Raw genomic sequence first — 19,922 nt, 5'->3', positions numbered from 1 at the left:
TTTACAAGACAAAAGAAAAAAGGGTTTCTAATTAAGAAAACCACATCCAAAAACAAATACCGATTTTATTAGCATTTCCATACTTGTATAATTTATACATAGATATTGACAATTCATCATATCAAGCAAAATATATACATTGGCATTTTACAATATTAACATAGTTAAAATACCGAGTCAAACTTTTTTTGCTTTTATGATATAATAGCCTTTCTTTTTTTGAACGACGGAAACTTCATCGAACAGTTCCTCGAGCTTTTCAATGGCAGAAGGCGCGCCTTGCTTTTTCTGTATAACGATCCACAATTCACCTGAAGCCCTTAAATGCTCAGCGCTTTTTTCAAAAATGGCATGGACAACTTTTTTTCCGGCGCGGATTGGGGGGTTTGTAATAATAGAAGCAAATGTTTGAGCAGAATCAATATTTGAAAATAAATCACTCTGATAAATCCGAACGTTTTTTATTCCGTTTTTTTCTGCATTTTCATTTGACAGCTCTACGGCTCTTTCATTCACGTCAATCATGTGCACGGTCCGGTCTGTAAATGCACCGGCGAGTGACAGACCGATCGGGCCGTAACCGCAGCCTGCATCCAGGAAGTCACCATCGATCTCCGGCTCTTCAAACGCTTCAATTAAGACACGCGAACCGAAATCAACTTCCTTTTTCGAGAAAACGCCGCTGTCACTTGTGAATGTATAAGATCTGTTCCGCAGTGTAAATGACCATGTCTGTTTATCGCTTTTAACTGAAGGTTTTTCTGAATAATAGTGTTCACTCATTATTAGAACCTCCTTTTATAATGGCACTTAAAGAAAAGCAAAGAAAAAGCCCGCCTCATAAAAGCGAGCTTCCCCTACAGGCAAGTGAAGATTACTTAACTTCTACAGAAGCGCCAACTTCTTCAAGTTTAGCTTTAAGCTCTTCAGCTTCTTCTTTCGCAATACCTTCTTTAAGTGGTTTTGGAGTGTTGTCAACAAGTTCTTTAGCTTCTTTCAAGCCAAGACCAGTGATTTCACGAACAACTTTGATAACTTTGATTTTCTGAGAACCTGCACCAGCAAGGATAAGGTCGAATTCGCTTTGCTCTTCAGCAGCGCCGCCAGCAGCAGCTCCGCCAGCTACAGCTACAGGAGCAGCAGCAGTTACGCCAAATTCTTCTTCGATTGCTTTTACTAGGTCGTTCAATTCAAGTACAGTTGCTTCTTTAACGGAAGCAATGATTTCTTCGATATTTAAAGCCATTTGAAATTCCTCCATTTGTTTTATTTTAGGGTAAAATCAGATTAAGCGCCTTGTTCTTCCTTTTGTTCTGCAACTGCTTTAGCTGCAAGTGCAAGGTTGCGAACTGGAGCTTGAAGTACGCTAAGCAACATAGAAAGTAAGCCATCGCGTGAAGGAAGTTCAGCAAGAGCTTTCACTTCTTCAACAGAAGATACTTTTCCTTCGATAACGCCCGCTTTGATTTCCAGAGCTTCGTGATTCTTCGCGAACTCGTTAAGAACTTTTGCCGGAGCGACAACATCTTCAGTACTGAATGCGATCGCATTCGGTCCAGTTAAGACATCATTCAAACCATCAAGTTCAGCTTGTTCAACCGCACGGCGAGTCATTGTGTTTTTGTACACTTTGAACTCTACGTTAGCTTCGCGAAGCTGTTTACGGAGTTCAGTTACTTCAGAAACGTTAAGTCCGCGGTAGTCAACGATGATCGTTGATTTGCTTTCTTTCAGTTTAGAAGCAATCTCTTCAACAACAACTTTTTTTGTATCAATTGCGCTGCTCATGGTTACACCTCCTGTAGATTTTGTGTAACACTTATACCGCTAGGTGATCACGACTGTGACGACGATTTCATATAAAAAGCCTCCATGTGGACATGGAGGCTGTATATACAAGCATACGTAACGTAATAGCTGTGATATATATACACCTCGGCAGGATATTAAGCCTCAACGGCCCCTGCTGTCTACGGTATAAATGACATATTATATTTTACAACATTTTGAATCATATCAGAATGCTGATCTAAAGTCAAATATTATTTTACGTTGAAAGTAGAAGCGTCTACTTTGACACCAGGGCCCATAGTAGAAGTAACGGCAACGTTTTTCACGTAAACACCTTTAGCCGCAGCCGGTTTTGCTTTCAGGATTGTATCATACATTGTTGTGAAGTTCTCAACAAGTTTTTCATCCTCGAAAGAAACTTTTCCGATCGGAACATGGATGTTACCAGCTTTGTCAACGCGGTATTCTACTTTACCAGCTTTGATTTCGCCGATTGCTTTTTCTACTTCGAATGTAACAGTTCCTGTTTTAGGGTTTGGCATAAGACCTTTTGGTCCAAGCACACGGCCGATTTTACCGACTTCACCCATCATGTCAGGAGTCGCAACGATTACATCGAATTCGAACCAGCCTTGCTGGATTTTCGTGATGTAATCAGAATCGCCAACGTAGTCTGCACCGGCAGCTTCAGCTTCTTTTGCTTTTTCGCCTTTAGCGAATACAAGCACGCGCTGAGTTTTACCAGTTCCGTTAGGAAGTACAACTGCACCGCGGATTTGCTGATCGTTTTTACGAGGGTCAACCCCTAAACGAAAAGCAACTTCAACTGTAGCGTCGAATTTAGCTGTGTTTGTTTTTTTAGTAAGCGCCACTGCTTCAGCGACGTCGTAAGCTTTCGCACGGTCTACAAGCTTCGCAGCTTCAACGTACTTTTTACCTTTTTTAGCCATTTTAAAATTTCCTCCTTATGTGGTTATAGCGGAATAACCTCCCACGAATAAGGGTTGCGAACTTGTGAAAACTCGCAACCCGACAAGAAACAAATTAATCCTCGATAACGATACCCATACTGCGGGCAGTACCTTCAACCATGCGCATTGCCGCTTCAACGTCTGCTGCGTTTAAGTCAGGCATTTTCGTTTCAGCGATTTCGCGAACCTTATCGCGCTTAACGGTTGCCACTTTATTACGGTTTGGTTCACCAGAACCAGACTCAATTCCAGCTGCTTTTTTAAGCAATACTGCAGCAGGCGGAGTTTTTGTAATAAATGTAAATGAACGGTCTTCGTAAACCGAAATTTCAACAGGAATGATTAAACCAGCTTGGTCAGCTGTACGAGCGTTAAACTCCTTACAGAATCCCATGATATTTACACCGGCTTGACCTAGTGCAGGTCCAACTGGCGGCGCTGGGTTAGCTTTTCCAGCAGGAATTTGCAATTTTACAACTTTTACTACTTTTTTAGCCACGAGACACACCTCCTTAAGTCCGTGATGTGGTAATAGGGTAAACCCTCCCACTCAAGGTTTCATTCTTTATATGAATGACGAAATATCAAGCTAGCTGCCTTGGATTAGTCCAAGACGTACCTTTGCTATATTATCATTAATATATAGCAATTTCAAGTTTTTTCACATTACAATTTGTCGATCTGGGTAAATTCCAGTTCAACCGGCGTTTCACGGCCGAACATGTTAACGAATACTTTCACTTTGCTCTTATCATAATCAATCTCTTCAATTGATCCTGTAAAGTTGGCGAAAGGTCCGTCTATGACTTTGACTGTCTCATTCAATTCAAAATCAATGTCGGTTTTCCGCTCATCCATGCCCATGCGTTTTAAGATGGTTTCCGCTTCGCCAGGAAGAAGCGGAGTCGGCTTTGAGCCTGAACCGGCTGATCCGACGAATCCGGTAACGCCCGGCGTGTTGCGGACCACATACCAGGAATCATCAGTCATGACGATTTCAACAAGCACATAACCCGGGAACACTTTCTTTTTGACTACTTTTTTCTTGCCGTTCTTAATATCAGTCTCTTCTTCTTCAGGGACGACAACGCGGAAAATTTTATCCTGCATTCCCATTGATTCCACACGTTTTTCAAGGTTCGCTTTTACTTTGTTTTCATAACCGGAATACGTATGAACAACATACCAATTCTTTTCCATTCTATCAGGACTCTGCAGTCCTTCCCTCCCCGCATTTAAAAATGAAGTGTAAAACAAAAAATAGGCTCAGGGCCTATGAATCCTTTTTTCAACAACACAATAAAAAACCCGCTGAACGGGTTTTGGCAAACGATATTATGATCTATTATAGCACGTATTGCTGATCATTATTCAACTATTAAACGAATTAATTGAGAAATTCCTGTATCAAGGAGGGCAAAAAAGATAACAAAAAAGATAACCGTTGAAATCACCGTGATCGTATAGCGCGTTAACTCTTTGCCTTTAGGCCAGCTAACCTTTTTCATTTCTTTCCCAACATCTTTAAAGAAACTCATCATGCGCATGTAAAAGACCTCCACAATTTAAAAAGCGAACACTATTTTGTTTCTAAATGAGCTGTATGTGAATTGCAAGTGCTGCAGTACTTCTTAACTTCTAACCGCTCAGCCGCTGATGCAGAGCTTTTCATTGTCGTATAATTACGATTTCCGCATGTTTTGCATGCCAGCGTAATCTTTTTTCTCATGTCGTTACACCTTTTCCTAAACATTCATTTATCTTAATAAAATAGCACAGTCAGAAAAATTCTGTCAATATGACACAGAAACCTGCTACAGGCTGATCTCTCTTATTTCTAAATACTTTTCAAGCTTGCGCTTCACGCGCTGCAGGGCATTATCGATTGATTTTACGTGTCGGTTTAAGTCATCTGAAATCTCTTGGTAACTTCTTCCGTCCAAGTACAGAACAAGCACCTTTCTCTCCAGATCGCTCAGCAGTTCTCCCATTTTCATTTCGATATCATCAAATTCTTCCTGATTAATAATCATCTCTTCAGGATTTAACGTTTTAGCGCCTGAAATGACATCAAGCAGTGTTCTGTCAGATTCTTCATCAAAAATAGGTTTGTCTAAAGAAACATAGGAATTTAAAGGAATGTGTTTCTGACGGGTAGCTGTCTTTATTGCGGTAATAATCTGGCGGGTAATGCATAATTCTGCAAAAGCTTTAAATGAAGTGAGCTTGTCCTCTCTAAAGTCTCGGATAGACTTATATAAGCCTATCATCCCTTCCTGTACAATATCTTCTCTGTCGGCCCCTATTAAAAAATAAGACCTTGCTTTCGCCCGTACAAAATTACGGTACTTCGTAATCAAGTAATCTAACGCATCACTATCCCCAACATGAACCTTTTCAATGACCTGCTCGTCCTCCAACTGGCAAAATTGCACTTTGTTGAACTTTCCCTTGCTGTTCTGTAGATTCACTGCGATCCCCCCGGCGCACGTAGATAGAAATATTATACATTAATGGGCGAAAAAGCGTCAACCTAATCCAGACCGCCTCGGCGCCACTTTTCAAACGTTTTCAAAACCTCTTCGGACAGCTCGATTTTACCCGGTGGTTTTTCAGAAGTGATCTTTGAAACCCGCCTTTGAATCCGGCGTTCTATCGTGTCCACTTCCCTCAGGAGCTCCCGGGCGGATTTACGGAGAGCCCCTTGTCCGAAAATCGCCCACTGCTCCGTATAATCGGAAGTTGCGACATGAATCTGTGTCGCAATATTGTTCAGCGCCTGGGCAAGCTTCTCGATCCGCTCATCCGCCGTCTCATTCTCCCGTGTGAAAATCACTTCGACTCTGTGATTCGTTTGTTTTTTCTCTATGCCTTTTACCAGGTGTGCGTCAAACACCACAATGACTCTGATTCCCGTGTAGGACTGATATTCCGCCATCTTCTGGATCAGTACATCTCTCGCTTCTTCAAAACTGTTCGCTTTTAAATCCTTTAGCTGCGGCCAAGCTCCAATCATGTTGTATCCGTCTACTAACAGGATGTCCATCTGTCTTCATTCCCCTAAAGGATTGCGCTTCCGGTAGACTTCATACATGAGAAGGCCGGCCGCTACCGACGCATTCAGAGACGTGACTTTTCCCGCCATCGGAAGCTTAATGAGAAAATCACATTTCTCTTTCACAAGCCGCCCCATTCCTCTGCCTTCGCTTCCGATAACGAGCGCCAAAGGCATCTTGCCGTCCATAGAGCGGTAGTCTTCCCGGGCGGATGCATCCGTTCCGACGACCCAAATCCCCCGCTCCTTCATTTCATCAAGTGTCCGGGCAAGGTTGGTCACCTTCACGACGGGAATGTGTTCAATCGCACCGGTCGAAGCTTTTGCGACCGTCGAAGTCAGTCCGACCGCTCTGCGTTTCGGAATCACGATGCCGTGTGCACCGACAGCGTCAGCCGTTCTCATGATGGAACCGAGATTATGAGGGTCTTCCAGCTCGTCCAATATGAGAAAGAAAGGCTGTTCGTTTCTCTCTTCCGCTCTTTTATATAATTCGTCTAATTGTGCATATTCATATGCCGCCACCTGGGCGACAACACCCTGATGCTGCCCCTCAACCATCTGATCGAGTTTTTTCCTCGGTACAAATTGAATGGTGACGCCGCGCTTTTTAGCAAGCTCCATAACTTGCTGCGCCTGTCCTTTTACTGTGTTTTCCGCCATCCATAACTTATACAGCTTGCGATCTGACTTTAACGTCTCAATCACAGCGTTTTTTCCTATGACGTAATCATGTTGCTGACTCATTTGTTTTCCTCCCTGACGTCCCGACTTGTATAGCCTCAGCAATCAGCTGATTCAGTCTTTCTTCTCTTTTCTCAAGAAAAAGGTATCCGAGTAAAGCCTCAAAAGCTGTACTATGGCGGTACGTCTGTACATCTGTGTTTTTAGGCGTCGTCCCTGATTTCGCGTTTCTGCCTCTTCTCAGCACGGCTTCCTCTTCCTCCGTGAAAAAGGATTCGTCCTGAAGGCGGAACAATATGTCTGCCTGTGATTTTGCCGATACAATCCGGCTCGCCTTCTTATGAAGGTCATTCGGTTTCGTAAAGCCCTGCTTAAGCAGGTGATGCCGGACGTATATTTCAAAAATGGCATCACCCATATAAGCAAGCGCAAGACCGTTTAACTGCTTTGAATCTTTGATTTGTTCAAATTGAAGCATCCGCTTACTCTCCCCGCTTCCAGCGAGTTCCCTGGGCCGTATCTTCAAGAATGATATTCATGCTTTTCAGCTGATCGCGAATCTGGTCTGACAAAGCAAAATCGCGATTGCGGCGGGCTTCATTTCTCTTCTCAATCAACTCTTCAATCTCTTCGTCGACAAGCTCTTCTTCGCCGAGCGTAAGTCCGAGAACAGATCCGATTCTGTCAAACATGCTGATAAAGGCTTTAATGACGTGATCCGCCGTATTGTCTTCCTGCATGTAGTAATTGGCGAGCTTCGCCAGATCAAACCAAACGGAAATCGCATTCGCCGTATTAAAATCATCATCCATTGCTTCTTCAAACGCAGTGCGGTGCTCTTCAATTTTAGCGAGCCATTCCTCATCATTGTCAGTCAGATTCGTGCTGCTAATCAAACGATGGTTTAAATTACTGTAGGCCGTCTTCAGGCGGTTAAACGCGTTTTTTGTTTTCTCAAGCAGCTCTTCCGAATAGTTGATCGGGTGGCGGTAATGAACGGACAGCATGAAAAATCTCAAAAGCTGCGGGTCATATTGCTTAATGATATCGTGCACCAAAACAAAGTTGCCGAGAGATTTTGACATTTTCTCATTATCGATATTGATATATCCGTTGTGAAGCCAGTATTTTGCGAATGTCTTGCCTGTTAATGCTTCAGATTGGGCGATTTCGTTTTCATGGTGCGGGAATGTCAGGTCCTGACCGCCGGCATGAATATCGATTTCGTCACCCAAATACTTTTTCACCATTGCGGAGCATTCAATATGCCAGCCCGGGCGGCCTTTTCCCCAAGGGCTATCCCATGAAATTTCTCCGTCCTTAGCAGCTTTCCAAAGAGCAAAGTCCAGCGCATCCTCTTTCTTCTCGCCGACACGGATACGCGCGCCTGATCTGAGTTCATCAATTGATTGCTGAGATAGCTTGCCGTAGCCTTCGAAGGCCCTTGTTTTGAAATAGACGTCGCCTTCTGATTCATAAGCGTAGCCTTTTTTAATCAGCTCGCTGACAAATTCAATAATGGCGTCCATGTTTTCCATGACCCGGGGATGAAGATCCGCTTTCCGGCATCCGAGGGCGCCCACGTCTTCAAAATACGCTTTAATGAACCGCTCAGAAACGGCCGGGACGTCCTCGCCGAGCTCGTTGGCCGCCTTAATCAGTTTGTCGTCAACATCGGTGAAATTCGATACGTATTGAACATCGTATCCTTTATACTCCAAATAGTTGCGTACGGTATCATACACAATCGCCGGACGGGCGTTTCCGATATGAATATAGTTGTATACAGTCGGTCCGCACACGTACATTTTTACTTTGCCTTCCTCAAGAGGAACGAATGTTTCTTTTTTCCGTGTCAATGTATTATAAAGTGTAATGGTCATTTTTGGTTGATCCTTTCTTTTTTATCTTCCAGTTCAGCCTGCAGTTCAAAAATCTGCTGCTCCAATGCTCTAAACCGGTCAGCAACCGGATCGGGCAAGTCTTGGTGATTGAGATCGCGTTTGATTTTTCTTCCGTTCCGAATGACGACTTTCCCCGGTATGCCGACAACGGTCGAAAAGTCGGGAACATCACGAAGCACAACGGAGCCGGCCCCTACTTTAGAACCCTGCCCGACCGTAATAGAGCCGAGCACCTTCGCTCCGGTTGCAATTAAAGCATCATCTTTTATGGTCGGATGCCGCTTTCCCTTTTCTTTTCCCGTCCCACCAAGAGTGACACCTTGGAATACCGTCACGTTATTGCCGATTTCACATGTTTCCCCTATGACGACCCCCATACCGTGATCAATGAAAAACCTTCTCCCGATGGTCGCGCCGGGATGGATTTCAATTCCGGTAAAGAAACGGGCAATCTGTGATATCAGGCGCGCCAGGAAGAAAAATCTCCGTTTATATAAAGCATGTGCAATCCGATGCGCCCATATAGCATGTAAACCAGAATAAGTTAAAACAACTTCGAAATAGCTTCTTGCTGCCGGATCTTGATCGAACACTGTATCTATGTCTTCTTTTAGCATTTTAAAAAACACATGCTTCCCCCCATTCTCTCCCCGCTCCAGTCTGTTTTTCCGCCTATAAAAAAAGCGCCTCTGCATGTAAACATGACAGAGACGCTTTTACCGCGCGGTTCCACTCTGTTTGAAAAACAAGTCACTGTTTTCCCAACTTAAAAGCCGGTAACGGCGGCGGCCGCCTTTAAATACTGATTTCCGCAGAAATGTTCTTCAAAGGTCTTAAGGGCGCACTTCTAAAACATGACGCATGAATCTCTCTCAGCCGACGAAGATTCTTTCTGTAATGGTCATTGTTTTATACTCTTCCCTGTCAACAATCGTATATTTAAATGCTTTTCAGGCGTCTGACGGCTGTTTCTCTGCCGATCAGCTCAATGGCCTGCGGAAGCTCCGGACCGTGTGTCTGACCGGTAACCGCTACACGAATCGGCATGAACAGCTTTTTGCCTTTATGGCCTGTTTCTTTCTGAACAGCTTTGATTGAGGCTTTGATCAGCTCAGGCGTAAATTCTTCAAGCTCTTCAAGCTTCGCAGCAAATACGCTGAGCACTTCAGGCACCTGTTCTTCTTCCAGAACGGCTTTTGCCTCTTGATTATACTCGATCTCATCTTTAAAGAACAAATCAGTCAGCTCGACAATTTCAGCGCCGTAGCTCAATTGCTCATGGTAAAGAGAGATTAATTTACGAACCCATTCCTGCTCCTCGGCAGAAAGCTCAGTGCCGACTTTTCCTGCTTTTTGCAGGTGCGGCAGAGTCAGCTCAACCACTTGATCAAGATCCAGCGCTTTGACGTATTGGTTGTTGACCCATTTCAGTTTATGCATATCAAACAGAGCCGGTGACTTAGACAAACGATTTACATCAAAAATTTCAATGAATTGTTCTCTTGTGAAAAGCTCTTCTTCACCGACGGGAGACCAGCCGAGAAGTCCGATAAAGTTAAACAGCGCTTCAGGCAGGTAACCCAGCTCATCATACTGCTCAATAAACTGGATAATTGATTCATCACGTTTACTTAATTTTTTGCGGCTTTCGTTTACGATAAGCGTCATATGTCCGAAGACAGGAATATCCCAGCCGAATGCCTGGAAAATCATGATCTGTTTCGGTGTATTTGAAATGTGATCCTCACCGCGGAGCACGTGCGTCATTTTCATTAAGTAATCGTCAATCGCGACAGCAAAGTTATACGTCGGTGTTCCGTCTTTTTTGACGATGACAAAGTCGCCGATGCCGTCTGATTCAAAAGAAATCTCGCCTTTTACGATATCGTTAAATGCGATGATTTTCCCTTCCGGCACGCGGAAACGGATGCTCGGCTGTCTGCCTTCGGCTAAAAACTGCTCCTGCTCTTCCTGAGTCAGGTTTCTGTGTTTGCCGGAATAGCGCGGCATTTCCCCGCGGGCGATTTGCTCTTCACGTTCTTTCTCAAGTTCTTCTTCCGTACAGAAACATTTATAAGCTAGCCCTTTTTCAAGAAGCTCTTCATAGTACTCCTTGTAAATGTCGTTACGCTCAGACTGGCGGTACGGGCCGTATTCTCCGCCAACATCCACACTTTCATCCCAGTCCATGCCGAGCCATTTCAAATAGTTGAGCTGGCTTTGCTCTCCGCCTTCAATATTTCGCTTTTTGTCCGTATCCTCAATCCGGATAATAAACTTTCCGCCTTGGCTGCGGGCAAATAAATAGTTAAAAAGCGCTGTTCTGGCGTTACCGATATGCAAATGTCCGGTCGGACTCGGTGCATAACGAACGCGTACTTCATTTCCCATGTTCAAATACTTCCTTTCATCTCGTCTGTAGCCTCTAGCCGAATATATGTATCTATTCTACCACCAAATAGACCGGGCATCAAAACAATGATCAGGCTTTTTGGATCAGAACGGTTGCCTGAGCGGCAATTCCTTCGGCTCTTCCGGTAAACCCGAGCTTTTCTGTCGTCGTCGCTTTTACGTTTACTTGAGAAACGTCCGCCTCAAGGCCTTCCGCTATCCGTTTTCTCATAGCATCAATATGCGGCGCCATTTTCGGCTTTTGCGCAATAATCGTGCAGTCTATATTTCCGAGTACGTACCCTTTTTCTTTTACAATGTTCCAGACATGCTGAAGCAGCTTAAAAGAGTCCGCATCTTTGAATTCCGGATCAGTATCCGGGAAATGCTTGCCGATATCTCCTTCACCTGCCGCTCCGAGACACGCGTCTGCGACTGTATGCAGCAATACATCAGCATCTGAATGTCCGAGCAGCCCTTTTTCATAAGGAATTTCAATTCCGCCGATGATGAGAGGACGGCCTTCCGTTAATTGATGCACATCAAATCCTTGTCCGATTCTAAACATTATGATTCCCACTTTCCGCTTTCATGATTGCTTCCGCGGATATCAGGTCATCCGGCGTTGTCAGCTTAATATTGGTATAGCTGCCTTCAACGATACTCACCTGATACCCATCAAGACGCTCGACGAGGCTGGCGTCATCCGTACCTAAGAAGCCTTTGTTTTCCGCTTCCATATGCGCCGTCTTCAATAAAGAAAGACGAAAAGCTTGCGGCGTTTGAACGGCCCACAAGCTTGAACGATCAAAAGTCTCCGCAACCCGGGAGCCTTCCGCCCGTTTTATCGTGTCTTTCACAGGAACAGCCAGGACAGCCGCTCCCGCCTCCTCTGCTGTTTCAACGAGCTTATCGATATGCTGATGTGTGACAAACGGGCGCGCTCCGTCATGAACAAGGACGACCGATTCCTTATCAATCACTTTCAGTCCTTCGTATACACTGTGCTGACGCTCCGCACCTCCGGTAACAAGCTCAATTTCCGTCTGAATCGGAAATTGGGCCAGCAGCTGGCGAAAATCTTCCCGTTCACTCTCGTTTATCACCAGAATTATTTTCTGACAGGGTGCGTGGCTTTCAAAAACCCGCAGTGTGTGTATAATAACAGGCGCACCTTTTAAGCTGATGAACAGCTTATTTTTCCCGGCCTTCATCCGTTTTCCTTGTCCGGCAGCCGGAATAACGACAACATACTCCATATTAACTCCCTCTTAAAGAGCTTTCTCAAGCAGCTTGGGCTTGGCAAAAATCATTCGTCCCGCCGCTGTCTGCAGTACGCTGGTTACGAGCACATCAATATGTTTCCCTATATAATTGCGGCCTTCTTCCACAACAATCATCGTCCCGTCATCCAAGTAAGCCACACCTTGATTATGCTCTTTCCCGTCCTTAATCACCTGCACATTCATCTCTTCGCCCGGAAGCACAACCGGCTTCACCGCGTTTGCAAGGTCATTAATATTCAGTACCGCAACCTTCTGAAGCTCACATACTTTATTTAAATTAAAATCATTCGTCACAACGACGCCGGATGTCAGCTTCGCAAGTTTGACAAGCTTGCTGTCAACCTCCTGAATGTCTTCGAAGTCGCCTTCATAAATTTCAACCGTAATATCCAGTTCCTTTTGAATGCGATTCAAGATATCCAGTCCGCGGCGTCCTCTGTTACGTTTTAAAACATCTGAAGAATCAGCGATATGCTGTAATTCCTCCAGCACAAATTGAGGAATGACAATGACACCTTCTAAAAAGCCCGTCTGACAAATATCTGCAATTCTCCCATCAATAATAACACTTGTATCCAAGATTTTCAGCCTTTTATCCTGTTCCTCCTGCTCCTCATCAGCACTTCCCTTTTTCTTCTGCATTCTTGCAGAAATGGAGAAAAGACTGATCAGTTCATCCTTTTTCTTAAATCCGACTTGGAAGCCCAGGTAACCGAGAAAGAAAGCCAGAAAGACCGGAATGATGGTGCTGAATATACGGTACGGAATATTGTCCAGCGGAATCACGTTTACAATGAGATATGCGATGATAAGTCCAAAAACCAATCCGAGACTCCCGAATAACAGATCCGGCACCGGAGCTCTCAGCAAAGAATCTTCAATCCATTTTACCCAATTAATCACATATTCTGTCGTCCATATACTGATGAGAAAAAAGATAATAGCACCAATTGCAGCAGACGTATATGCGTTTGTTATTAAAGGTATGTCCTGTATATTTGACAGCACAAACAATTCAGGTATTAAAAAGATACCGACAACGCCGCCCACAATAATGAAGAACGCCTGAACTATTCGTTTTAACATACCTCCACCTCCTTTTAAGTAGCATTTTTTCAGCAGACTGTCAGAGCCTACAAATTCAGAATAAACAAAAACTAACAATAATATACCCGGATTCCGACAGGTTTAAGCGATTCTTAAAGCTGTCTATCTATATAGTGTTTTTCCTGAAGGCGTTTTAAGCCTTTTTTGATTTTTTGGGCGCGCACTTCTCCGATACCCTCGACATCATCAAGCTCTTCCACAGTGGCTTCCGTTATGCTTGGCAAAAATCCGAACGCCTCAACCACATTTTCAACAATCGGCATCGGCAGACGCGGAATTTTGTTCAGCAGCCTGTATCCTCTCGGGAGCACATAATCATCAAGATTCGTAGAAGCCGGATATCCAAGCAGCTTAAACAGAATGGAATCATCAAGCAGATCATAGCTGGACATATCCTGAAGCTCTTTTAACAGCACGAACGGATCTTTGATTTTTTCTTTGACATAGTCTTTGATGAAAAGTGCCGCCTCTTCTTCCATGTCCGTAATCAGTTCAATCACCTGCAGGCGGATTAAGTGTCCTTCCGTTCCGAGTTCTTTAATATACATATTGATTTCATTTTTTATTCGAAGCACCATTTCATACCGATGCATGACGGACAGCACGTCACTGAATGTCACAAGCTCCTCAAACTCTAATGCGTTTAAAGCCGTAATCGTTTTGTCTAAAATGGTTTTATACTTCTCGAGCGTTTGAATGGCCTGATTTGCCTTTGTTAAAATAAAACCTATGTCCTTTAGTGTGTACTTCATGCTGTCCTGATATAACGTAATGACATTTCTGCGCTCAGAAATGGCGATGACGAGACAGCCGGTCTGCTTCGCCACCCGTTCCGCCGTACGGTGCCTCATTCCCGTTTCTGAAGAAGAAATGGTCGCCTCCGGCATAAGCTGCGTATTCGCATAAAGAATTTTCTGGCCGGAATCACTTAAAATAATGGCACCGTCCATTTTGGCCAGCTCGTATAAGTGAGCGGGCGCAAATGATGTATTAATATGAAAACCGCCATCCACGACTTGCTTTACCTTATCATTGTATCCGACAACAATCAGGCCGCCTGTATTTGCCCGAAGTACATTCTCTATCCCGGCTCTGAGCGGGGTGCCCGGTGCAACGAACTGCAGAATTGCAGACAGGTCAAGCTCTTGTTTCGCCCCTTTTTTCTCTTTTTCCATCTATTATGATCCTCCTAATGAAGTACGAAGCGCTTCAGCAACATTTGCTACTCCGACAACCTCAATCCCTTTTGGTATTGTCCACCCGTCTGCATTCGCCTCAGGTATGATCATGCGCTTGAAGCCGAGTTTCGCCGCTTCTTTTACGCGCTGTTCGATTCTTGACACCCTGCGGACTTCTCCTGTCAGACCCACTTCACCGATAAAGCAATCTGCGGGATTCGGCGGTGTATCTCTGAAGCTTGAGGCAATGCTGACGGCTACTGCCAAATCAATCGCCGGTTCATCCAGTTTGACCCCGCCGGCGACCTTTAAATACGCATCTTGATTTTGAAGCAAAAGACCCACCCGCTTCTCAAGCACAGCCATAATTAACGACACCCTGTTGTGGTCAATGCCTGTAGCCATGCGGCGCGGGTTTCCAAAACTGGTCGGTGATATGAGCGCCTGAATTTCAACCAGGATCGGTCTCGTTCCTTCCATTGACGCAACGATACTCGAACCCGATGCCCCGGCAGAACGCTCTTCCAAGAATATTTCAGAAGGGTTCAGCACCTCCGTAAGCCCCTCTTCCCGCATTTCAAAGATGCCCATTTCATTTGTGGAGCCGAAACGGTTTTTTACGGCCCGCAAAATACGGAATGTATGGTGCCGCTCTCCTTCAAAGTATAGAACGGTATCGACCATGTGCTCAAGCAATCTCGGCCCTGCGATCGATCCTTCTTTTGTGACGTGTCCGACGATAAAAATAGGTATGCCGTTTGTTTTCGCGATTTTCATCAATTCGGCCGTACACTCTCTTACTTGTGATACACTGCCGGGAGCTGAGGTGATATCACTTTGGTACACGGTCTGAATGGAGTCTACGACAACAAATGCGGGTTTCATCTCTTGTATAGCAGACGAAATATACTCCATATCGGTTTCAGATAAAACATGTAACATTTGGCTGTTGATTCCAAGTCTGTCGGCACGCAGCTTCGTTTGCTTCACGGATTCTTCCCCTGAAATGTAAAGCACGCTGCCGGCCGTATCTGCTAATTGTGCGGATACTTGGAGAAGGAGCGTTGATTTTCCGATCCCGGGATCGCCGCCGATTAATACTAACGAGCCCTTCACAACGCCGCCGCCAAGCACTCTGTTGAATTCTTCGAGCTTTGTGTGAACGCGGGGTTCTTCCGATGTTTCAATTGATGTAATGGGTGATGGTTTCTGGACGGTTTGAACGGAGTGGGAGAAAGCCGCCCGCCGATTCGCCGGCGCTTTTTTTATGGTTTCTTCCACCATTGTATTCCAAGCCCCGCAGCCCGGGCACTTTCCCATCCATTTTGCGGATTCATAACCGCATGAGTGGCAGATGAATTTTGTTTTTGATTTAGCCATATATGTTGTAAGACCTCTTCCTTATCGAATATTTCTCTATATAACAAAGTGAGGCATACACTCGCTTACGTATGCCTCATGTTTGTCACTATATTAGTTCGTTTTAGCAGTTGTTTTTACGACAAATTCGCCGTCCTCAACATCAAGAACAATGTGCTGGCCTTTATCAATATTGCCTCTGAGGAGTTCTTCTGATAACCGGTCCTCCACATGCTTTTGAATCGCTCTTCTTAACGGACGTGCGCCGTATTCCAAATCGACGCCCTCTTCTGCTACTTTTGCTTTTGCAGCATCCGTCAGCTCGATAGAGAGATCTTGTTCTTTCAGACGTTTTGTTAACTGATCAGACATAAGCGACACGATGTCTGTAAGATGTTTTTTCTCAAGGGAGTGGAAGACGATAATTTCGTCAATCCGGTTGATAAACTCAGGCCTGAAGGCACGCTTCAGCTCTCCCATGACTTTGTCTTTCATGTCTTTATGGTTTTGTGATTCATCCTGCACATTGAAGCCCACATATTTGTTGCGTTTCAGCTCGCTCGCTCCGACGTTTGACGTCATAATCAGGATCGTGTTGCGGAAATCCACAGTGCGTCCTTTTGAATCAGTTAAGCGTCCGTCTTCAAGCACTTGCAGGAGAATGTTAAACACATCAGGGTGCGCTTTTTCAATTTCATCAAGCAATACGACAGAGTAAGGTTTTCTTCTCACTTTTTCTGTCAGCTGGCCGCCTTCATCATAGCCGACATATCCCGGAGGAGAACCGACAAGACGTGAAGTCGAGTGTTTCTCCATGTATTCGGACATATCCACTCTGATCATCGCTTCCTCATCACCGAAAATGGATTCCGCCAGCGCTCTTGCCAGCTCTGTCTTCCCAACGCCTGTAGGGCCTAAGAAGATGAATGAACCAATCGGGCGTTTCGGGTCCTTCAGTCCGGCTCTTGCACGTCTGACAGCCTTTGCCACGGCTACAACGGCTTCATCCTGGCCGATGACGCGGGAATGCAGAATGCTTTCCATATTGAGAAGCTTATCTGTTTCCGTTTGGGCAATTTTAGATACGGGCACCCCGGTCCAGCTGGATACAACCATCGCGATATCCTCTACAGAAACTTCGGAGTTCTCCTGGCCTTGTTTTTCTTTCCAGGTTTTTTTCGTGTCTTCCACCTGTTCTCTCAGGCGCTGCTCCGTATCACGAAGGGAAGCCGCTTTTTCAAACTCCTGGCTCTGAACGGCAGCGTCTTTTTCCTTGCGAACTTCATCGAGTTTCTGCTCAAGCTCTTTTAAGTTCGGAGGCGTTGTGAAAGAACGGAGACGCACTTTTGAACCGGCTTCATCAATTAAATCGATCGCTTTATCCGGAAGGAAGCGGTCAGAAATATAACGGTCGGACAATTTAACCGCGGCTTCGATCGCTTCATCGGTAATGGATACGCGGTGATGCGCTTCATAGCGGTCACGGAGCCCTTTTAAAATTTGAATGCTTTCATCGGCTGACGGCTGATCCACCTGAATCGGCTGGAAACGGCGCTCGAGAGCCGCGTCTTTTTCGATATATTTACGGTATTCATCAAGCGTTGTGGCACCGATGCATTGAAGCTCTCCGCGGGCCAGTGAAGGTTTTAAGATATTCGATGCATCAATCGCACCTTCTGCTCCCCCCGCTCCGATCAGTGTATGCAGTTCGTCAATGAATAAAATAATATTGCCGGCCTGACGTATTTCATCCATTACTTTTTTCAAGCGGTCTTCAAATTCTCCGCGGTATTTCGTACCGGCTACAACCGTACCCATGTCTAACGTCATTACGCGTTTATCACGTAATATTTCCGGCACTTCATTATTGATGATCTGCTGTGCAAGGCCTTCAGCAATCGCAGTTTTACCTACACCCGGTTCTCCGATAAGAACGGGATTATTTTTCGTTCTGCGGCTTAATACCTCAATAACACGCTGAATTTCTTTGCTTCGCCCGATAACCGGATCAAGACTGTCTTCCTTCGCAATCGCAGTTAAATCACGCGCCAGACTGTCAAGCGTCGGCGTGTTTGCATTGCTGTTGGTACCGGATGCAGAAGATCCCGTCTCATTGCTTCCCAGAAGCTGCAGCACTTGCTGTCTCGCTTTATTCAAGCTGACACCGAGATTATTCAGAACTCTCGCCGCCACGCCTTCTCCTTCACGAATCAATCCGAGAAGTATGTGTTCTGTTCCCACATAAGAATGTCCTAGCTTTCTGGCTTCATCCATTGATAGCTCTATTACCTTTTTGGCTCGAGGTGTGTAATGAGGAACAGAGGTGGCACTTTCCTGCCCTCGACCGATCAAACTTTCCACTTCTTTCTGCATTTTATCTGAATTAAGGCCAAGAGCTTCTAAAGCTTTAAATGCGATCCCTTCACCTTCACGGACTAACCCTAATAGTATATGTTCAGTTCCGATATTTGTATGGCCTAAGCGCAGTGCTTCTTCCTGTGCCAGTGCCAATACCTTTTGAGCTCGCTCTGTAAACCTTCCAAACATCATATCGAATCATCCTCCTGTCTATTTGCACTCATTTCTAAATGCAGCCTTTCCCTGATAAGAGCCGCTCTTCTCGCGTCTCTTTCGTTCGGCCGTAATGCACCGCCCGAATATTGCTGGAGAAAACCCGGCTGTGTCAAAATCATCAGTTCATTAAGTATATTGCTTGATAGCCCTTTGATGATCCCCAGGTCTATCCCCAGCCGAACGTCAGAAAGGCATTTCGCCGTTTCCTTCGATTCAATCATACGGCAGTTGGATAAAACGCCGTAAGATCTGAATACCCGGTCCTCCAATTCAATTTTCGAAGTTTGGTAAAGCGCTTCTCGGGCTGAACGTTCCTGCTCAATCAGCTGGGCAGCCACACTGTTTAAATCATCTACAATGTCCTGTTCTGATTTTCCGAGTGTGATTTGATTTGAAATTTGAAAGATATTTCCTAATGCTTCGCTGCCTTCACCGTAAATTCCTCTAACAACTAAGCCTAATTGGTTAATTGCCGGTATAATTCGATTCATTTGCCTAGTTAATACAAGGCCCGGCAAATGCATCATGACTGAAGCCCTTAGTCCCGTCCCTACATTTGTAGGACAGCTTGTTAAGTACCCTCTCTTCTCTCCAAAGGCGTAATCCACTTTCTCCTCAATCCAGTCATCAACCTGGTTTGCCGCTTTTATAGCGTTGAGAAGCTGGAAGCCGGGGAAGAGGCATTGAATTCTGATATGATCTTCTTCATTTAACATAATGCTGACTTCTTCATTTTCAGAAAGCAGACAGCCGCCAAAAGGAGATTCCGTTAAATTCGGGCTGATCAGATGTTTCTCCATCAGCACCCGTTTTTCCAAAGGCTGAGCTTCACTCATTCTGATTAAATGAAATTGACCGATATCAGGCAGTTCCTTACCTGAAAAATGATCTTCGAATTGCTGAATGATGGATGAGGCTTCTTCATTCGTATACCGGGCGGGAAACTTTATATTTTCAAAGTTTCGGGCCAACCGTATACGGCTGCTGAGTACAATGTCACTTTCAGGTCCCTTTTGCTTCATCCAATTGCTTAGTGCGTCCTGAATAAAATGCTTGAGCGACATTACCCTTGTTCCCCCTCACTGTCTTTACTTTTTAATTCCTGCTCTAACGATCGGATCTGATCCCTGACCTCCGCTGCTCTTTCAAACTCTTCGTGGTGTATTAAAGATTCAAGTTCTTTTTTTAACATTTCCATTTGCCGTCTTACATGCAGGTTTCCGCCTATTCGTTTTGGAATTTTCCCGGCATGCACCGTATTCCCGCTGTGAACTTTTCGCAAGATCGGCGTAATTTGGCTGTAGAACGTATCGTAACATTCCGCACAGCCGAAACGCCCTGTTTTTCTCAGCTGCTGAAACGTCATACCGCATTTCTTACAAGCTGTGCCTTGCTCTGAGTAGCCGAACATTTGAGAACCGGTGTTTTGAAATGAGGACTCCATATTCAGCAGCCCTGATAATAAATTATGAATCGAGAACCCTTGGTTTCCACTTATACTGTATGAATCGCTATTTTCTTTTGCACATTGTTCACAAATATGAACTTCTTGCTTTTCTCCATTAACAACTTTCGTAAAGTGAAAAGTGGCCGGTCTCTCATTGCATTCTTGACAAATCAAT

At 44.8% G+C, this 19,922-nt stretch carries 23 protein-coding genes and 2 other annotated features; all 23 genes read right to left on the bottom strand.

Going from position 1 to position 19,922, the window contains the following annotated elements:
* Positions 1-177: 177 nt before the first annotated feature.
* The 23 genes from NYE38_RS00680 to NYE38_RS00570 all read right to left on the bottom strand — a co-directional run bounded on the left by NYE38_RS00680 (position 178) and on the right by NYE38_RS00570 (position 19,921).
* Positions 178-783, bottom strand: a complete 606-nt coding sequence (locus NYE38_RS00680) for a class I SAM-dependent methyltransferase (protein ID WP_017419471.1) — start codon at positions 781-783, stop codon at positions 178-180.
* Positions 784-874: 91 nt separating this feature from the next.
* Positions 875-1,246, bottom strand: a complete 372-nt coding sequence (rplL, locus tag NYE38_RS00675; RefSeq protein WP_003156436.1) for a 50S ribosomal protein L7/L12 — start codon at positions 1,244-1,246, stop codon at positions 875-877.
* 41 nt (positions 1,247-1,287) lie between these two features.
* On the bottom strand, positions 1,288-1,788 hold the full coding sequence (gene rplJ, locus NYE38_RS00670; RefSeq protein ID WP_014416746.1) for a 50S ribosomal protein L10: 501 nt from the start codon (positions 1,786-1,788) through the stop codon (positions 1,288-1,290).
* A 63-nt stretch (positions 1,789-1,851) separates the two neighbouring features.
* Positions 1,852-1,994: a sequence feature (ribosomal protein L10 leader region), on the bottom strand.
* A 48-nt stretch (positions 1,995-2,042) separates the two neighbouring features.
* The gene (rplA, locus tag NYE38_RS00665; RefSeq protein ID WP_045514073.1) at positions 2,043-2,741 is read right to left on the bottom strand and encodes a 50S ribosomal protein L1; all 699 of its coding nucleotides are present in this window, start codon (positions 2,739-2,741) and stop codon (positions 2,043-2,045) included.
* A 94-nt stretch (positions 2,742-2,835) separates the two neighbouring features.
* Positions 2,836-3,261: a 50S ribosomal protein L11 gene (gene rplK / locus NYE38_RS00660; protein ID WP_003156430.1), complete on the bottom strand. Its 426-nt coding sequence runs from the start codon at positions 3,259-3,261 to the stop codon at positions 2,836-2,838.
* 167 nt (positions 3,262-3,428) lie between these two features.
* Positions 3,429-3,962 (bottom strand): transcription termination/antitermination protein NusG, encoded by a 534-nt coding sequence (gene nusG / locus NYE38_RS00655; RefSeq protein WP_003156423.1) that lies wholly within the window; start codon positions 3,960-3,962, stop codon positions 3,429-3,431.
* A gap of 167 nt (positions 3,963-4,129) precedes the next feature.
* Positions 4,130-4,309: a preprotein translocase subunit SecE gene (gene secE, locus NYE38_RS00650; protein ID WP_003156422.1), complete on the bottom strand. Its 180-nt coding sequence runs from the start codon at positions 4,307-4,309 to the stop codon at positions 4,130-4,132.
* A 32-nt stretch (positions 4,310-4,341) separates the two neighbouring features.
* Positions 4,342-4,491 (bottom strand): 50S ribosomal protein L33, encoded by a 150-nt coding sequence (gene rpmG, locus NYE38_RS00645; RefSeq protein ID WP_003156421.1) that lies wholly within the window; start codon positions 4,489-4,491, stop codon positions 4,342-4,344.
* 85 nt (positions 4,492-4,576) lie between these two features.
* Positions 4,577-5,233 (bottom strand): RNA polymerase sporulation sigma factor SigH, encoded by a 657-nt coding sequence (sigH, locus tag NYE38_RS00640; RefSeq protein ID WP_003156415.1) that lies wholly within the window; start codon positions 5,231-5,233, stop codon positions 4,577-4,579.
* Between the two features lie 62 nt (positions 5,234-5,295).
* Positions 5,296-5,808, bottom strand: coding sequence for a ribosome-dependent mRNA decay endonuclease Rae1/YacP (gene rae1 / locus NYE38_RS00635; protein WP_003156414.1), 513 nt, complete (start codon positions 5,806-5,808; stop codon positions 5,296-5,298).
* Positions 5,809-5,814: 6 nt separating this feature from the next.
* On the bottom strand, positions 5,815-6,564 hold the full coding sequence (gene rlmB, locus NYE38_RS00630) for a 23S rRNA (guanosine(2251)-2'-O)-methyltransferase RlmB (RefSeq protein WP_003156413.1): 750 nt from the start codon (positions 6,562-6,564) through the stop codon (positions 5,815-5,817).
* A complete protein-coding gene (locus NYE38_RS00625; RefSeq protein WP_003156412.1) occupies positions 6,548-6,979 on the bottom strand; it encodes a Mini-ribonuclease 3 in 432 nt (143 codons plus the stop codon). Before NYE38_RS00625 ends, rlmB begins: the two co-directional genes overlap by 17 nt.
* Before the next feature lie 4 nt (positions 6,980-6,983).
* Positions 6,984-8,384 carry a cysteine--tRNA ligase gene (gene cysS / locus NYE38_RS00620; RefSeq protein ID WP_007615229.1) on the bottom strand — a complete coding sequence of 467 codons (1,401 nt, stop codon included), beginning with the start codon at positions 8,382-8,384 and terminating at the stop codon, positions 6,984-6,986.
* Positions 8,381-9,034 carry a serine O-acetyltransferase gene (cysE, locus tag NYE38_RS00615; protein ID WP_014416745.1) on the bottom strand — a complete coding sequence of 218 codons (654 nt, stop codon included), beginning with the start codon at positions 9,032-9,034 and terminating at the stop codon, positions 8,381-8,383. Before cysE ends, cysS begins: the two co-directional genes overlap by 4 nt.
* Positions 9,035-9,108: 74 nt before the next feature.
* Positions 9,109-9,342 (bottom strand) — a binding site (T-box leader).
* A gap of 2 nt (positions 9,343-9,344) precedes the next feature.
* A complete protein-coding gene (gene gltX, locus NYE38_RS00610; RefSeq protein ID WP_015388783.1) occupies positions 9,345-10,796 on the bottom strand; it encodes a glutamate--tRNA ligase in 1,452 nt (483 codons plus the stop codon).
* A 91-nt stretch (positions 10,797-10,887) separates the two neighbouring features.
* Entirely contained in the window at positions 10,888-11,364 is a 477-nt protein-coding gene (gene ispF / locus NYE38_RS00605; RefSeq protein WP_003156407.1) for a 2-C-methyl-D-erythritol 2,4-cyclodiphosphate synthase, read from the bottom strand.
* Positions 11,357-12,055 (bottom strand): 2-C-methyl-D-erythritol 4-phosphate cytidylyltransferase, encoded by a 699-nt coding sequence (gene ispD / locus NYE38_RS00600; RefSeq protein WP_017419469.1) that lies wholly within the window; start codon positions 12,053-12,055, stop codon positions 11,357-11,359. The genes ispF and ispD overlap by 8 nt, the downstream gene beginning before the upstream one ends.
* A 12-nt stretch (positions 12,056-12,067) precedes the next feature.
* Positions 12,068-13,168, bottom strand: a complete 1,101-nt coding sequence (locus tag NYE38_RS00595; protein WP_003156403.1) for a PIN/TRAM domain-containing protein — start codon at positions 13,166-13,168, stop codon at positions 12,068-12,070.
* A 113-nt stretch (positions 13,169-13,281) separates the two neighbouring features.
* Positions 13,282-14,364, bottom strand: a complete 1,083-nt coding sequence (gene disA, locus NYE38_RS00590) for a DNA integrity scanning diadenylate cyclase DisA (protein ID WP_003156401.1) — start codon at positions 14,362-14,364, stop codon at positions 13,282-13,284.
* Positions 14,365-14,367: 3 nt separating this feature from the next.
* Positions 14,368-15,747 (bottom strand): DNA repair protein RadA, encoded by a 1,380-nt coding sequence (radA, locus tag NYE38_RS00585; RefSeq protein WP_014416742.1) that lies wholly within the window; start codon positions 15,745-15,747, stop codon positions 14,368-14,370.
* A 93-nt stretch (positions 15,748-15,840) separates the two neighbouring features.
* A complete protein-coding gene (gene clpC, locus NYE38_RS00580) occupies positions 15,841-18,276 on the bottom strand; it encodes an ATP-dependent protease ATP-binding subunit ClpC (RefSeq protein WP_017419467.1) in 2,436 nt (811 codons plus the stop codon).
* On the bottom strand, positions 18,273-19,364 hold the full coding sequence (locus tag NYE38_RS00575; RefSeq protein WP_003156398.1) for a protein arginine kinase: 1,092 nt from the start codon (positions 19,362-19,364) through the stop codon (positions 18,273-18,275). Before NYE38_RS00575 ends, clpC begins: the two co-directional genes overlap by 4 nt.
* Positions 19,364-19,921 carry a UvrB/UvrC motif-containing protein gene (locus NYE38_RS00570; RefSeq protein ID WP_017419465.1) on the bottom strand — a complete coding sequence of 186 codons (558 nt, stop codon included), beginning with the start codon at positions 19,919-19,921 and terminating at the stop codon, positions 19,364-19,366. The genes NYE38_RS00575 and NYE38_RS00570 overlap by 1 nt, the downstream gene beginning before the upstream one ends.
* Between the last annotated feature and the right edge of the window lies 1 nt (position 19,922).

The organism is Bacillus sp. EU63, assembly GCF_038592915.1.
Taxonomy (GTDB): domain Bacteria; phylum Bacillota; class Bacilli; order Bacillales; family Bacillaceae; genus Bacillus; species Bacillus velezensis.
Note: the sequence above shows the minus strand (reverse complement) of the source record. Positions and strands in the feature narration are given on the sequence as shown.